This is a genomic window from Stenotrophomonas sp. YJH_SMC_37 (genome assembly GCF_059370035.1).
The window spans coordinates 81569-96378 of record NZ_JCAFTG010000009.1; the positions used below are offsets into that span (position 1 = coordinate 81569).

Here is a 14810-nt window from a genome sequence, read left to right on the forward strand (position 1 = left end):
CCACGGCCCCGCCTTGTTAGGTGTCGACCTTGGTCGATACGGAGTAACGCCAACCAAGGTTGGCATCTACCACAGCAGCGCGGTAGCGCCGGGCCATGCCCGGCGTCTTCGCTCAGGCGAAGTGCTGGTAGCCGCCGTCGGCGGCTTCGCCGTCCACGTGCACGCCCTGCCCCTCGGCGATGCGGCCGATGCGGGTGAGCGGCACGTCCAGCGATTCGGCCAGGTAGTGCAGCGCGTCGCGCTGATCGGCGGCGGCGGTGAAACACAGCTCGTAGTCATCGCCACCGCGCAATGCGCAGTCACGCGCACCGTCGCGGCCGAGCAGATCGCGCAGCGCGTGCGAGATCGGCAGCGAATCGGCATCGACGTGTGCGGCCACGTTGCTGCGCGTGGCGATATGACCGAGGTCGGCCAGCAGGCCGTCGGACACATCCACCGCCGCGTGCGCGAAGGCCCGCAGGCGCAGGCCGAGGGTGACGCGCGGCGTCGGCCGCAGCAGGCGCAGGCGCAGGCTTTCGTAGTCGGCCAGCAGGGTCGCGGTGGCCACGTTCAGCGCACCCTGCTGCCACAGGCGCAGCGCGCCGGCGGCATCGCCCAGCGTGCCACTCACCCAGATGTCATCGCCTGCCTGTGCGCGGTCGCGCCGCAGGGCCTGGCCACGCCCGACCTGGCCCATCGCGGTCACCGACAGCGACAGCGGACCGCGCGTGGTGTCGCCACCGATCAGCGCGATGTCGTGCTGGTCGGCCAGGGCGAAGAAGCCATCGGCGAAGGCCTCGATCCAGTCTTCAGACGCTTCCGGCAGTGACAGTGCCAGCGTGCACCACGCCGGGCGCGCGCCCATCGCGGCCAGGTCCGACAGGTTGACCGCCAGGGTCTTCCAGCCGATGTCGAAGGCCGGGGTTTCCACCGGGAAGTGCACGCCGCTGTTGAGCGTGTCGGCGGTGACCACCAGTTGCTCGTTGGCGCGCGGCTGCAGCAGCGCGGCGTCGTCACCGATGCCGAGCAGGATGTCGTCGCGCTCGAGGGTACGGGCGCGGATGCGTTCGATGAGGGCGAATTCGGCCAGGGACATGGGGCGTTCTACTTTCATGTAGAGCCGAGCCATGCTCGGCTGCAGTTCGATCACGCGCCGCACTGCCGGACGCAACCGTGCGCTGCACGGTGAGCCGAGCATGGCTCGGCTCTACAGGAATCGGGTCAGTGACCCGATTCGACCTTGCGCCATTCCACGGCGGCACGATCCAGCACGCCGTTGACGTAGGTGTGGCCATGTTCGGAACCGAAACGCTTGGCCGATTCGATGGCTTCGTTGATCACCACGCGGTACGGCACGTCCAGGCGGTAGCGCAGCTCGTAGGCGGCCAGGCGCAGCACGGCGCGTTCGATCGCGTCCACTTCTTCGATGCCACGGTCCAGGTACGGGCCGAGCGCTTCGTCGATGTCGCGACGGTTGTCGAGCACCCCATGCAGCAGCGCCTCGAAGTAGGCCAGGTCGGCAATTTCGCGGGCCTGCTCGTGGGCGAACTGGGCGATCAGCGACTGTGCGTTGCCGCCGGAGATCTGCCAGGCGTAGATGGCCTGCACGGCACGACGGCGGGCGCGCGAGCGCAGCACCGGATCGACGCCATCGCGACGGACGGGTTTACCGGAGGGCTTGCCCTGGGTGTTCTTGTTCATGGCAGCTGCTCCAGAAGATTGACCATTTCCAATGCGGCGAGTGCGACTTCCTCGCCCTTGTTGCCGTGGCTGCCGCCTGCGCGGGCCTCGGCGTCTTCAACGCGTTCCACCGCCAGCACGCCGTTCAGCACCGGCACGCCGAAATCCAGCTGCACGCGCATCAGGCCTTCGGCGCAGCGGTCGGCCACGTGTTCGTAATGACGGGTATCGCCACGGATCACGCAACCCAGGGTGAGGATGGCGGCGTGTTCGTGGGCGGCGGCCAGGCGCGCGGCCACCAGCGGCAGCTCCCAGGCACCCGGCACGCGGATCACGTCGATGTTGGCTTCGGTGATGCCGTTGCCGGCCAGGCTCTGACGGGCGCCAGCGACCAGCGTGTCGGTGATGCGGGCATTCCAGCGGCTGGCCAGGATGGCGAAGCGCGCCGATTCGGGAGTGCGAAGATCGCCTTCGAAGTGGCTCATATGCGGCTTGGGGACTCGATAAGGGGGTAATTCTAGCGTGGATGGGCCCCGGCCGTGGCTGGCGGAGGCCCAGGGCTGTGCCGACCAACGGTCGGCACCCACCCGAGGTAGGGCATGGTCGGCACCTACCGGTAGTGCCGGCCGCTGGCCGGCAATCCCAGGGAATGCGGTTGCCGGCCAGCGGCCGGCACTACCCATTACAGAGTGACCGTCTCCACCACTTCCAGGCCGTACCCGGCCAGGCCGATCTGGCGGCGCGGGGTGCCCAGCACGCGCAGCTTGCCCAGGCCCAGGTCGGACAGGATCTGTGCGCCGGCACCGTTGCGGCGCCACTGGCCCACATCCTTGTCCTTGCCCGGCACCACCGGTGCCGGCTGCTGGCGCAGGCGGGCCAGCAGGGCTTCGCCGTCGCGTGGGGCCGACAGCACCACCATCACGCCCGCGCCTTCGGCATCGATCGCACGCAGGGCATCGGTGGCCGCCACGCCGAAGTCGTCACGGCGCCAGTGCAGCAGGTCGGCCAGCGGGTTTTCCACCTGCACACGTACCAGGGTCGGGGTGTCCGCGTCCGGGGTGCCGCGGACCAGAGCGAAATGCAGGTCGTGGGCGATGCGGTCGCGGTAGGTCACCAGCTTGAACGGGCCGAATTCGGTGTCGATCTCGCGCTCGTCGACACGTTCAACGGTCTTTTCGGTAGCCAGGCGGTAGGCGATCAGGTCGGCGATGGAGCCCATCTTCAGGCCGTGCTCGCGGGCGAACACTTCCAGCTCCGGGCGGCGCGCCATGCTGCCATCCGGGTTCAGGATCTCCACCAGCACGCCAGCCGGCTCCAGCCCGGCCAGCATGGCCAGGTCAACGCCGGCTTCGGTGTGGCCGGCGCGGGTCAGCACGCCGCCCGGCTGGGCGATCAGCGGGAAGATGTGGCCCGGCTGGTGCAGGTCCGACGGCTTGGCGTTGGGCTTCACCGCGGTGCGGATGGTGTGCGCGCGGTCATGTGCCGAAATGCCGGTGGTGACGCCCTCGGCGGCCTCGATACTGACCGTGAAGTTGGTCTGGAACTGCGCGGTATTGGCCTGCACCATCGGCGCCAGGCCGAGGTCGGCGGCGCGGGTGCGGGTCAGCGGCAGGCACACCAGGCCGCGGCCGTGGGTGACCATGAAGTTGATGTCACTTGCCTTGACCAGCTCGGCGGCCATGATCAGGTCGCCTTCGTTCTCGCGGTCTTCGTCATCGACGATGACCACCATGCGGCCCTGGCGGATGTCTTCCAGGATTTCCGGGATCGGGGCGAAATTCATGCGACGTCTCCCTGGGGGTGCTGACCGTTGGTCGGCACGCTGATCAGCCGCTCCACGTAACGGGCGACCAGATCGATTTCCAGATTGACCGCGTTGCCCACGCCGGTGGCGGAGAAGGCGGTGTTGGCTACCGTGTGGGGGATCAGGGCGACTTCAAAACCCTCATCGTCCACTTCGTTGACGGTGAGGCTGACGCCGTCCACGCAGATCGAGCCCTTCCTGGCGATGTAGCGGCGCAGCGAGGCCGGCGCGGCGAAACGCCAACGCTGGGCACGCGCGTCTTCGTGGATGGACAGGACCTGGCCAAGGCCGTCGACGTGGCCGCTGACCAGATGGCCGCCGAGGCGGTCGGTCGGCCGCATGGCGCGCTCCAGGTTGATGACCGCCCCTTCGCCCAGCTGGCCCAGCGTGGTCAGGCCCAGGGTTTCGGTGGAGGCATCGGCTTGGAAGCTGCTGGCGTCGAATGCGATGACGGTGAGGCAGACGCCGTTGATGGCAATGCTCTCGCCCATCTGCACGTTGTCGAACGGCAGGTTTCCGACATTGAAGGTGAAGCGGACATCGCCGCCGATGGATTCGCGTGCGGCCAGACGGCCGACGCCTTCGATGATTCCAGTAAACAAGTAACGTTCTCCGCGAAAAGTGAGCGAAAAACGCCGCAAGGCAAACAGGCGGGCGCAGGGCCGCGAAGGCCCTGTGGCACCGTCTTCTTTCATCCGGACTATGACCGTCGGCTCCGGCATTGGACCGGATCTGCTGACCCCCGACCGTGGGCCGGAGCGCTCGCGGGCTCGTGCTTGCGCACCTACCGCCGGTGGGGAGTTGCACCCCGCCCTGAAGACGTTTGTGTACCGGCGAACCGGCGTGGCCAGTGTACCAGCCCGGGCTGAACGGGGCTGGATGCCACAGCTGTGACGGCCGTCGCTCGCAATTTGTAAAACTTTCATTAAAATTCGCAGCGGACGACATGAGGTCGCCCACGGGTAGCCGAGAGGGCTGGCCCGCCAATGGACTGAAATTCACAGGAATTCCCATGCGCAAGATGCTGATCGTGGCCGCCCTGCTGGCCGCCGCCCCGCTCTCGGCCTCGGCCGACGCCCTGAGCTACACCTACGTCGAAGGCGGTTGGACGCAGGTCAAGGTTGACGACAACGCACTGGACGACCCCAAGGTCGACGGCGGCTACCTGCGTGGTTCCGTGGCGATCGCCGAACAGGTCTACGTGTTCGGTGGCTGGTCGCGCACCAGCAAGACCAATCACTACGGCAATGATTCGCTGAAGCTGGAACTGAACCAGCCGGAGCTCGGCATCGGCTACCACATGCCGTGGACCGACCGCCTGGACTTCACCGCCGATGCCGCATGGGTGCGCCAGAACGCCGAAGCCACCGTCCGCTACGACGGCCTGCGTTTCAGCCAGAAGGACCACACCAACCTGGGCCGCGTCACCCTGGGTATCCGTGGCAAGCCGTCGCGCATGACCGAAGGTTGGGTCAAGGCCGGTTACATGGACGGCGGCAACAACTTCAAGGGCACCTGGGTCGGCACCGTCGGCGGCCAGATCAACTTCACCAGGACCTGGGGTCTGGTGGGCGAGATCTCCGGCTACCGCGACGTCACCCAGTACTCGGCCGGCGTCCGCGCCAGCTTCTGATCCAACGATCGCTCCTCGTCGTGCGATCGAACGGGCCCCGCAAGGGGCCTGTTTTTTGTCCGCTGCACACCGTCACCTGGCTGCATCGCGCCATCGAAAGTGTGGGTAGATGCGCTAGGCTTGCGCGCCTCTGGAACAGTAAAACACCGTCATGAAGACCCCCACCCGTACCCTTCTGGCCAGCGTGCTGCTGTGCGCCCCGCTGATTGCCAGCGCTGCACCGGCCCAACTGTCACCCGAGCAGGCCTTCGACCTGTATGCGCGCGTGCTGCTGGAGGACGATGCCACCGCCACGCGCACGCTCAACGACGCACTGAAGCCGGCGTTCGAAGGCCAGGACGCCGTGACCCCCAACCCGGGTGCGCTGGCCAAGGCCTTGGCCGAACCCTGGCAGACGGTACTGGCCAGCACCGGCGCCAAGGTCGACGCTGCGGCCACCGAAGCGCTGTATGCCAAGGCGCTGCGTGATTCGAAGTGCCGCGCGACCAAGAGCGTGATCGAAGACAACGAGTACGTTGAAGACCAGAAACTGGCGCGGATCACCTACAACTGCCAGCTGCCCGACCTGGGCAAGGTCCGCCCGCTGTTTGCCGCCAGCCTCGCGTCTGACGCCAGCCCGGCCGCGCGCAAGCAGTTCACCGATGCCTATACCCAGGCACTGCTGAGTGGCATGCGCGTGCCGGTCAACGGCACCTTCACCCTGTACCCGGCCAAGGACAACGGCTACTGGTACAGCGGTAATTTTGACGATCTGGTGGGCACCGTAGCCGGTGCGCTGGCGCCGTTCGAGGACTGGATGCAGGACGCGCAGGCGGCCAACGCGCCGAAGGTGACCGGCGTTCCGGATTGCGACCTGTTGCTGCAGCAGCACCGCGCCTGCGTGGCGAAGATCGCGCCGGACCAGATCAGCGGCGTGGATGCGATGGCCGAGGAACTGAAGGCCAAGGCGCAGGTGAAGTCAGCCGATGAGATGACGCAGGAGTGCAAGGCGCTGCGCCCGATCGCCGAAATGATGTGGACCGACGAATGCGCGTAAGCGCGAGCTAGAGCCGGGTCCACGCTCGGCTCATCGTTACCTGCGGCAACGGCGAGCGCACTTTCAGAACCGTTGCATGGCCTTGCGCGGCCCGCATGGTCAATGCTGTTGCCCTCTTCCACCGGGGCAACCGCATGAAACATCGTACGACGTCGACTACCGTCATGCTGCTGGCGCTGATGGTGAGTGGGCAGGCCGAAGCGTACAGACCCAAGACCTTCATCGTCCGTCCATCGGTTGCCTTCGAGTCGAACCAGCTACGTGACAGGGACATCGATGCACAGCTGAGCGAGAACGACGACTGCCGCGCCTTCCTGCAGTACCACGATCGATGTGCACCGACGGTCCTGCCGGACGAGTACGACGACGGCATCAGCCGCCGCAGACTACGGTCGAAGTCGACAGAGCTGGCGGGGGAAGCGCTCAGTGCCTACTGCCGCGACCTGCACGTGCTGTGGAAGCAGCAGTGGAAAGAACAGTGCCCCGCCTACGAAGACGAGGACGAGGACAAGGGCACCTGACGACGCCGGAGATACCGCCATTCCCTCACGGCCGCAGCAGCAGCCTGATGTCCTCGCCGACCTGGCGCTGGTCAACCACCCGCAGGCGGCGCTGCTGGTCCATGGCATCGATGCCGAGGCCGGTCAGCAACGGGCGTCCGCCGTCGCCCAGCAGTGTGGGGGCCTGGTACAGCAGCAGCTCGTCCACCCAGCCGCCGCGCAGCAAGGCACCGGCCAGCGTCGCGCCGGCTTCGGTATGCACTTCGTTGATACCGCGTTCGGCCAGCAGGGCCAGCACCGCGCCCAGATCCAACCGTCCCTCTGCGCTGGGCACGCTGGCGAATTCGGCGTCGGCCGCATCCGGCGCGCTCACCGCCGCATCGTGCAGGTACAGCGTCGGGGCCCCGCCTTCGCGCACGCGGCTGCATTCGAGCGAACGCAGGCGCGAATCGAGCACCACGCGCAGCGGTGGCATCACCTCGGTATCGGCCAGGCGCACGGTCAGCATCGGGTCGTCGGCAATCACGGTGTCGGCGCCGGTCAGGATTGCACCCGCACGTGCGCGCCAGTGCTGCACGTCTTCGCGCGCGGCCGGCCCGGTAATCCACTTGGAGCTGCCATCGGCCATCGCGGTGCGGCCATCGAGGCTGGCGGCCAGCTTCACCCGCAGCCACGGGCGGTTGCGCTCCACGCGCGACAGGTAACCCTTGTTGAGCTCGCGCGCCTGTGCCGCCATCAGCCCTTCGGCGACGTCGATGCCGGCATTGCGCAGCAGATCGAAGCCACCGCCATCGACCTTGGGGAACGGATCGCGCATCGCCGCGACCACACGCGACACGCTCGCTTCGATCAGTGCCAGCGCACACGGTGGCGTGCGCCCGTAGTGCGCGCAGGGTTCCAGGGTGACGTAGGCGGTGGCGCCACGGGCGTCGCTGCCGGCCTCGCGCAGCGCGAACACTTCAGCATGCGGGCCACCGGCGCGCTGGTGCCAGCCCTGCCCGACCACGCGTTCGCCATGGGCGATGACGCAGCCGACCATCGGGTTGGGACGGGTGGTGTAGGCAGCGCGCACGGCCAGGCGCAGCGCGTTGGCCATGTGCAGGTGGTCGAGGGCGGAGAACGGGGTGGTCATGCGGCCATGGTAACGCCGCCGGTGTGGATCCATGCCGTCAGTGCCAACCAACGGTTGGCACCCACCAGTGAATGCGGCCACCGGTGCCCCCCAAGGTTGGCACCCCCAAGGCAGAGGCAGTCAGCCTTTCTTTTTCTTGGTCAGGGCAATCACATCGCCCAGCAGCTGCAGCTGTTCGGTACTGGCCGGCAGCTCGCGCTCGAGCTTCTCGATCTCCTCGCGGAAATCGGCCACGTCCTCGAAGCTGCGGTACACCGAAGCGAAGCGCACGTAGCCCACGTGGTCGAGCTTGCGCAGTTCGTTCATGACGAACTCGCCAACCTTGATCGAGGGCACTTCGCGCTCGCCGCTGATACGCAGCTGGTGCACCACCGCACGTACCGCTGCTTCGATCTTTTCTTCGGGCACCGCGCGCTTCTGCAGCGCGCGATCGAACCCCGCGCGGACCTTGCGCTGGTCGAACGCTTCGCGGGTGCCATCGCTCTTGACGATGGCCGGCAGCTTCAGCTCGACCGTTTCCAGGGTGCTGAAGCGCTCGCCGCAGGCTTCGCATTCCCGCCGACGGCGAATCGTCGCGCCGTCTTCAGAGACGCGCGAGTCGATGACCCGGGTATCGGCATGTTGGCAGAAGGGGCAATGCATGGAACGCCTGGCTCAGGGAGCAATTGCCATGGTCATGGCAGCGTCGCAAAGGTACCTGAGAAAGGGCGCCGCAGCAAATGCTGCCTGCGCGGAAGCGCCTGCATTCTGGCTACCCAGCGTGTCCGGCGAGGTCGGATGCCCGGCTCAACCGGGTGCGGGTGGCGGCGATGCCATGCGTGCCCAGCGCAGCCACGCCAAGTGCCCGGACATCACCAGTAGCGGCGGGCCAAACCCGAGGAAGCCCAATGTTGAGATCTCGCCATTGCTGATCGTGGAGTACAGCGTGGCGACGACCACGCCCGATGCGGCCAAGCCACCCAACGCCAGGCCGACCCAGGCCATGACCGGTGATTGGCGAAGGCCGGCAACACCGCGCCACAGGAACAGCCCGCTCAGCCACAGCCACGACAGCAGGCCGATGATGCCGGCCGACGACCACAGCAGCAACAGCGTGTACTCGTCGCCCGTCAGGTACTTGCCGTCCCATACGGCCATCAGCCCCAGCACGGCACCCGTGCCGCCTGCCGCCACGGTGGGCAGGCCCACCAGCAGGCCGGCGATCGCCATCCAGCGCTTGTGCAGGCGCTCATCCATGCGTTCGATGTCCTTCCATGGGCCACGTCATGCCCGGCGCTTGATCCACACCAGCATCGCAGCCGGCACCAGCATCGACGGGCCCAACAGCAGCAGGGCGATGCCTTCGGCGTGGACGGTGCTGCTCCACCACAGCGCCAGCCCCAGCGGGGGCACGGCGGCAAGACCGCCGGCCAGCAGCATCCACCACCAGAGGCGATGCACCTGCAGCCCGGCACGCCCCTGCAGCAGATACCCGGCGCTGAGCCACAACCAGGCCAGGCAGCCGGCAATGCCGGCCAGGCCCCACAGCGGCATCACGGTCACCGCAGCCAGCGTGCCATGGCCGAACTGGCCCAGCCCCGTCAGCAGCAGCATCAGTGCCGCAACGCCGCCGGCCACCAGGCTGGGCAGGCCGAACAGCACGGCCAGGGTGGCGTACAGGTATTTGAGGCGGCGCTCATCCATGCGCGATCGCTGCAATGCCGGGGTCAGAGCCCTTCCCTGCGGGAAGAGGTCCGACCCCAACCCGATCAGCCGTAGACCGGGTACTTGCGGCACTGCGCGCTGACGGCGTCGCGCACGCGGGCAATGACAGCGTCATCGTTCGGTGCATCGAGCACGTCGGCAATCCAGTTGGCCAGGTCCACGCAGTCCTGCTCGACGTAGCCACGGGTGGTCACCGCCGGGGTACCCAGGCGCAGGCCCGAGGTCACGAACGGCGAACGCGGGTCGTTCGGCACCGAGTTCTTGTTGACGGTGATGTGGGCCTTGCCCAGCGCGGCTTCCGCGTCCTTGCCGGACACGTCCTTGCCGATCATGTCCACCAGCATGAGGTGGTTCTGGGTGCCGCCGGAGACGATCTTGTAGCCGCGCGCGATGAGCGTGTTGGCCATCGCCTGGGCGTTCTTCACCACCTGCTGCTGGTAGGTCCTGAAGGCCGGTTCCAGCGCTTCCTTGAAGGCCACGGCCTTGCCGGCGATGACGTGCATGAGCGGACCGCCCTGGATGCCCGGGAACACGATCGACTGCAGCTTCTTCACCAGGTCTTCGTCGGCGCCCTTGGCGATGATGATGCCGCCACGCGGGCCGCGCAGGGTCTTGTGGGTGGTGGAGGTCACCACGTGGGCGTGTTCCAGCGGGCTCGGGTAGACGCCAGCGGCGACCAGGCCGGCCACGTGGGCCATGTCGACGAACAGGTAGGCACCGACCTTGTCGGCGATGGCGCGGAAGCGCGCCCAGTCGATCACCTGCGAATAGGCCGAGAAGCCGGCAACGACCATCTTCGGCTTGTGCTCCAGGGCCAGGCGCTCGACTTCGTCGTAATCGATCAGGCCCTGGTCGTTCACACCGTACTGCACGGCGTTGAACAGCTTGCCCGAGGCATTCACCTTGGCACCGTGGGTGAGGTGGCCGCCGTGGGCCAGGCTCATGCCGAGGATGGTGTCACCCGGCTGCAGCAGGGCGAAGTACACGGCCTGGTTGGCCTGCGAGCCGCTGTGCGGCTGCACGTTGGCGTAGTCGGCACCAAACAGCTGCTTGAGGCGGTCGATCGCCAGCTGCTCGGCAATGTCCACGTATTCGCAGCCGCCGTAGTAGCGCTTGCCCGGGTAGCCTTCGGCGTACTTGTTGGTCAGCTGGCTGCCCTGGGCTTCCATCACCGCCGGGCTGGTGTAGTTCTCGCTGGCGATCAGCTCGACGTGGTCTTCCTGGCGCTGGGTTTCAGCGGCAATGGCCTTGGCCAGTTCGGGATCGTAGGATTCGATGCGGACGTCACGCGGGAACATCGGGTACTCCAGCAGGCAGGGAAAGGGGTACGGCTCAGCCCCTGATTGTAGCCCCGCACCGGCCCGCCGGGGCCGAAAAGGACGGGGCCGGCACTTCCGAAGGAATCCGGCCCCGTGCATGCCAGTGGATCCACGCCATGCGTGGACGTGGCCGCCGGCTCAGCGGCTGTTGATGATGTAGTCGGCGATGATGCCGGTTGCCACCGCCACCAGCAGCATGTTGCCGCGGTCATCGCGGATCCAGTGGTGCCCATGCGGCGGGCGGCGCAGGTGGTAGCGCGGGTAGTCGTTCACCACGTAGATCGGGCCACGGTAGTAGTCGCGGTAGCGGTGGCCGACCTTCCAGCCGTAGCCCGGGCCATAGGCCGGTCGATAGACCACGCGCGGCGGCGGTGCCGGGCGGTAGTAGCGGTCATGGTCGCGGTGCCAGTCGCGGCGGTCGCGTTCCCAGTCGCGCCGGGCCTCGCGGCGGTCGCGTTCCCAGTCACGGCGGTCCTGTCGCCACTCGCGGCGGTCCTCGCGCCACTCGCGGCGGTCGTGGCCGCGGCGGTGGTCGTTGTCGGCGAAGGCGGGAGCCACGGCACCGAGCGCCAGCACAGAGGCCACGGCGCTGGCCATTACTCGATTGATGCGCATGTCAGACCTCTGTTTGGGTGGTGGTGAGCCCATATTGCGCAACCGATCTGAACCGTTTCCGGCTGGAAACGCTTCCCGCTGCAGGACTGTGACGGAGTATTCAGGCCACGGCCAGCCGGCGCCCCTGCGCCGGGCGCGGCCCGGAACCGGTTCCGGCTATAATTGGCGGTATTCCATTCCAGTCTGTGCCCGCTGCCGCAACGGGATGTTCCCGTGACGGGTCGGGTGCAGGGCCGCGCCTACGGAGACCTCATGTCGTCGCAATACATCTACACCATGAACCGCGTGTCCAAGGTGGTCCCGCCCAAGCGGCAGATCATCAAGGACATCTCGCTGTCCTTCTTCCCGGGTGCCAAGATCGGCCTGCTGGGCCTGAACGGCGCCGGCAAGTCCACCGTGCTGAAGATCATGGCCGGCGTGGACACCGATTTCGAGGGCGAGGCCCGCCCGCAGCCGGGCATCAAGGTCGGCTACCTGGCGCAGGAACCGGAACTGGACCCGAACAAGACCGTGCGCGAGTCGGTCGAGGAAGGCGTGGGCGAAGTGCTGCAGGCGCAGGCTGCGCTGGAAGCGGTGTATGCCGCCTACGCCGAGGAAGGTGCCGACTTCGACGCGCTGGCCAAGGAGCAGGAGCGCCTGGAGGCGATCCTGGCCGCCGGTGATGCGCATACCCTGGAAAACCAGCTGGACGTGGCCGCCGATGCGCTCCGCCTGCCGCCGTGGGATGCCAAGATCGCCAACCTGTCCGGTGGTGAAAAGCGCCGCGTGGCGCTGTGCCGCCTGCTGCTGCAGAAGCCGGACATGCTGCTGCTGGACGAACCGACCAACCACCTCGACGCCGAGTCGGTGGAATGGCTGGAACAGTTCCTGGCGCGCTACACCGGCACCGTGGTGGCCGTTACCCACGATCGCTACTTCCTGGACAACGCCGCCGAGTGGATCCTGGAACTGGACCGCGGCCGCGGCATTCCGTGGAAGGGCAACTACACCGAATGGCTGGTGCAGAAGGATGAGCGCCTGAAGCAGGAAGAAAACCAGGAAAAGGCCCGCCAGAAGGCGATCCAGAAGGAACTGGAGTGGTCGCGCCAGAACGCCAAGGGCGGCCGCTCCAAGGGCAAGGCCCGTCTGGCCCGCCTGGAAGAGCTGCAGTCGCAGGATTACCAGAAGCGCAACGAGACCAACGAAATCTTCATTCCGCCGGGCGAGCGCCTGGGCAACATGGTGATGGAGTTCAAGAACGTCTCCAAGAAGTTCGGCGACCGCCTGCTGATCGACAACCTCTCGATGCTGATTCCGCCGGGCGCGATCGTCGGCATCATCGGCCCGAACGGCGCCGGCAAGTCGACCCTGTTCAAGATGATCACCGGCCAGGAAAAGCCGGATTCGGGCGAGATCGTGATCGGCCCGACCGTGCAGCTGTCCTACGTGGACCAGAGCCGCGACAAGCTGGAAGGCAACCACAACGTCTTCCAGGAAATCGCCGGCGGCCTGGACATCCTCAACATCAACGGCATCGAGATCCAGTCGCGCGCCTACATCGGCCGCTTCAACTTCAAGGGCCAGGACCAGCAGAAGATGGTCGGTTCGCTGTCCGGTGGTGAGCGTGGCCGCCTGCACATGGCCAAGACCCTGCTGCAGGGTGGCAATGTGCTGCTGCTGGACGAACCGTCCAACGACCTGGACATCGAAACGCTGCGTGCGCTGGAAGATGCGCTGCTGGAGTTCCCGGGCAACACCTTCGTGATTTCGCACGATCGCTGGTTCCTGGACCGCATCGCCACGCACATCATCGCTTTCGAAGGCGACTCGCACGTGGAGTTCTTCCAGGGCAACTACCGCGAGTACGAGGAAGACAAGAAGCGCCGCATGGGCGACGACGCTGCGCCGAAGCGCCTGCGCTTCAAGGCGCTGAAGTAAGGCAACCGGAAAGGCCGCGCTCGCGCGGCCTTTCTCCTTTCGGTAGGTCACCACCGTTGGTGGTGACGCTTCAAGGCGTACCGACCAACGGTCGGTACCCACCACCAACGGGTCGAGATTCCCCATGTCCCTGTTCGAGCGCCTGTTCCAGCTGCAGCAGCACGGCACCACCGTGCGCACCGAGCTGCTGGCCGGTGTCACCACCTTCCTGACGATGTCCTACATCGTCTTCGTGAACCCCGAGATCCTCGGCACCACCGGCATGGACGCCGGCGCGGTGTTCGTGGCCACCTGCCTGGCTGCTGCACTGGGTTCGGCGGTGATGGCGCTGGCCGCCAACTTCCCGGTCGGCATGGCACCGGGCATGGGCCTGAACGCGTTCTTCGCCTTCACCGTGGTTGGTGCTGCCGGCCTGCCGTGGCAGCAGGCGCTGGCGGCGGTGTTCATCTCCGGCCTGGTGTTCCTGGTGCTGTCACTGACCGGCGTTCGGGCATGGCTGGTATCGGGCATTCCTTCGTCGCTGCGCTCGGCCATCGTGGCCGGCATCGGCCTGTTCCTGGCGATCATCGCGCTGCAGAAATCCGGCGTGATTGTCGGCAATGAAGATACGCTGGTGGCACTGGGACCGTTGAACACGGCGCCGCCGCTGCTGGCACTGGCCGGCTTCCTGCTGATCGCGGTGCTGGAAGCGCGCCGCGTGCGTGGTGCGATCCTGATCGGCATCCTGGCGGTGACCGGCGCCGGCTGGGCATTGGGCGATGTGCAGTACCAGGGCCTGGTTTCGCTGCCGCCGAGCCTGGCGCCGACCTTCCTGCAGCTGGACCTGCCGGGCCTGCTGCACCATGACGGTGGTGCGCCGATCGCCGTATTGCTGCAGGTGGTGCTGGTGTTCGTGCTGGTGGAAGTGTTCGATGCCACCGGCACGTTGTACGGCGTGGTCGGTCGCGCCGGCCTGCTGAAGCTGCCCGGCGCGCAGAAGCGTTTCGGCCGCGCGCTGCTGGCCGACAGCACCGCCATCGTGGCCGGTTCGGTGCTCGGCACCAGCAGCACCACGGCCTTTGCCGAAAGCGCCTCGGGCGTGCAGGTGGGCGGCCGCACCGGCCTGACCGCATTGGTTGTGTCGGCACTGTTCCTGGCCGCGCTGCTGTTCTCGCCGCTGGCGTCGATGGTGCCCAGCTATGCCACCGCACCGGCGCTGCTGTTCGTGGCCGGCCTGATGCTGCGCGAACTGGTGGAGGTGGACTGGAGCGACCTGACCGAATCGGTGCCGGCCGCGCTGTGTGCGCTGGCAATGCCGTTCACCTACTCCATTGCCAACGGCCTGGCCTTCGGCTTCATCGCCTATGCCGCGCTGAAGGCGGGCACCGGCCGCTGGCGCGAAGTGCATCCGGCGGTGTGGCTGGTGGCGGTGCTGTTCACCCTGCGCTACGCGCTGGAATGATGCCTGGCTGAGGGTCGGTCGGAGCCCACTGCGCTGCGTAGGTACCTGAC

General features: G+C 67.0%; 16 protein-coding genes and 1 riboswitch. Of the genes, 5 read left to right on the plus strand and 11 right to left on the minus strand.

The annotated features are described in order from the left end of the window. Window positions 1-112: 112 nt before the first annotated feature. The 5 genes from thiL to AC5P8J_RS13985 form a co-directional block, all read right to left on the minus strand. Window positions 113-1075, minus strand: a complete 963-nt coding sequence (thiL, locus tag AC5P8J_RS13965) for a thiamine-phosphate kinase (RefSeq protein ID WP_483017122.1) — start codon at window positions 1073-1075, stop codon at window positions 113-115. A 125-nt stretch (window positions 1076-1200) separates the two neighbouring features. Continuing rightward, the gene (nusB, locus tag AC5P8J_RS13970; RefSeq protein ID WP_005408062.1) at window positions 1201-1680 is read right to left on the minus strand and encodes a transcription antitermination factor NusB; all 480 of its coding nucleotides are present in this window, start codon (window positions 1678-1680) and stop codon (window positions 1201-1203) included. Further along, a complete protein-coding gene (ribH, locus tag AC5P8J_RS13975; protein ID WP_005408061.1) occupies window positions 1677-2144 on the minus strand; it encodes a 6,7-dimethyl-8-ribityllumazine synthase in 468 nt (155 codons plus the stop codon). Before ribH ends, nusB begins: the two co-directional genes overlap by 4 nt. 197 nt (window positions 2145-2341) lie before the next feature. Beyond that, a complete protein-coding gene (gene ribB / locus AC5P8J_RS13980) occupies window positions 2342-3442 on the minus strand; it encodes a 3,4-dihydroxy-2-butanone-4-phosphate synthase (RefSeq protein ID WP_021204342.1) in 1101 nt (366 codons plus the stop codon). Further along, window positions 3439-4065, minus strand: a complete 627-nt coding sequence (locus AC5P8J_RS13985) for a riboflavin synthase (protein WP_021204341.1) — start codon at window positions 4063-4065, stop codon at window positions 3439-3441. The genes ribB and AC5P8J_RS13985 overlap by 4 nt, the downstream gene beginning before the upstream one ends. A 77-nt stretch (window positions 4066-4142) precedes the next feature. Continuing rightward, window positions 4143-4288: riboswitch (FMN riboswitch) on the minus strand. 187 nt (window positions 4289-4475) lie between these two features. On the opposite strand from AC5P8J_RS13985, the gene AC5P8J_RS13990 reads away from it, so the two are divergent. The 3 genes from AC5P8J_RS13990 (at window position 4476) to AC5P8J_RS14000 (ending at window position 6653) form a co-directional block, all read left to right on the plus strand. Then, entirely contained in the window at window positions 4476-5096 is a 621-nt protein-coding gene (locus tag AC5P8J_RS13990) for an outer membrane beta-barrel protein (RefSeq protein ID WP_021204340.1), read from the plus strand. A 151-nt stretch (window positions 5097-5247) separates the two neighbouring features. Continuing rightward, window positions 5248-6132 carry a hypothetical protein gene (locus AC5P8J_RS13995; protein WP_134731596.1) on the plus strand — a complete coding sequence of 295 codons (885 nt, stop codon included), beginning with the start codon at window positions 5248-5250 and terminating at the stop codon, window positions 6130-6132. Window positions 6133-6266: 134 nt separating this feature from the next. Further along, complete coding sequence (locus AC5P8J_RS14000) at window positions 6267-6653, plus strand: hypothetical protein (protein ID WP_171953417.1); 387 nt, start codon at window positions 6267-6269, stop codon at window positions 6651-6653. A gap of 25 nt (window positions 6654-6678) precedes the next feature. Here AC5P8J_RS14000 and ribD read toward each other — a convergent pair whose 3' ends face one another. The 6 genes from ribD to AC5P8J_RS14030 all read right to left on the minus strand — a co-directional run bounded on the left by ribD (window position 6679) and on the right by AC5P8J_RS14030 (window position 11402). Continuing rightward, window positions 6679-7764, minus strand: coding sequence for a bifunctional diaminohydroxyphosphoribosylaminopyrimidine deaminase/5-amino-6-(5-phosphoribosylamino)uracil reductase RibD (gene ribD / locus AC5P8J_RS14005; protein WP_495216878.1), 1086 nt, complete (start codon window positions 7762-7764; stop codon window positions 6679-6681). A 120-nt stretch (window positions 7765-7884) separates the two neighbouring features. After that, on the minus strand, window positions 7885-8406 hold the full coding sequence (gene nrdR / locus AC5P8J_RS14010; protein ID WP_019661036.1) for a transcriptional regulator NrdR: 522 nt from the start codon (window positions 8404-8406) through the stop codon (window positions 7885-7887). Window positions 8407-8550: 144 nt separating this feature from the next. Continuing rightward, window positions 8551-9000 (minus strand): hypothetical protein, encoded by a 450-nt coding sequence (locus AC5P8J_RS14015; protein WP_021204335.1) that lies wholly within the window; start codon window positions 8998-9000, stop codon window positions 8551-8553. A 27-nt stretch (window positions 9001-9027) separates the two neighbouring features. After that, window positions 9028-9447 (minus strand): hypothetical protein, encoded by a 420-nt coding sequence (locus AC5P8J_RS14020; RefSeq protein WP_111098850.1) that lies wholly within the window; start codon window positions 9445-9447, stop codon window positions 9028-9030. 65 nt (window positions 9448-9512) lie between these two features. Further along, the gene (gene glyA, locus AC5P8J_RS14025; RefSeq protein ID WP_019661033.1) at window positions 9513-10766 is read right to left on the minus strand and encodes a serine hydroxymethyltransferase; all 1254 of its coding nucleotides are present in this window, start codon (window positions 10764-10766) and stop codon (window positions 9513-9515) included. Between the two features lie 159 nt (window positions 10767-10925). Then, window positions 10926-11402 (minus strand): RcnB family protein, encoded by a 477-nt coding sequence (locus tag AC5P8J_RS14030; RefSeq protein WP_019661032.1) that lies wholly within the window; start codon window positions 11400-11402, stop codon window positions 10926-10928. Between the two features lie 252 nt (window positions 11403-11654). Here AC5P8J_RS14030 and ettA point away from each other — a divergent pair, with 252 nt between their 5' ends. Further along, entirely contained in the window at window positions 11655-13319 is a 1665-nt protein-coding gene (ettA, locus tag AC5P8J_RS14035; RefSeq protein ID WP_005415249.1) for an energy-dependent translational throttle protein EttA, read from the plus strand. Window positions 13320-13443: 124 nt separating this feature from the next. Then, window positions 13444-14760 (plus strand): NCS2 family permease, encoded by a 1317-nt coding sequence (locus AC5P8J_RS14040; protein WP_019661030.1) that lies wholly within the window; start codon window positions 13444-13446, stop codon window positions 14758-14760. Window positions 14761-14810 lie beyond the last annotated feature (50 nt).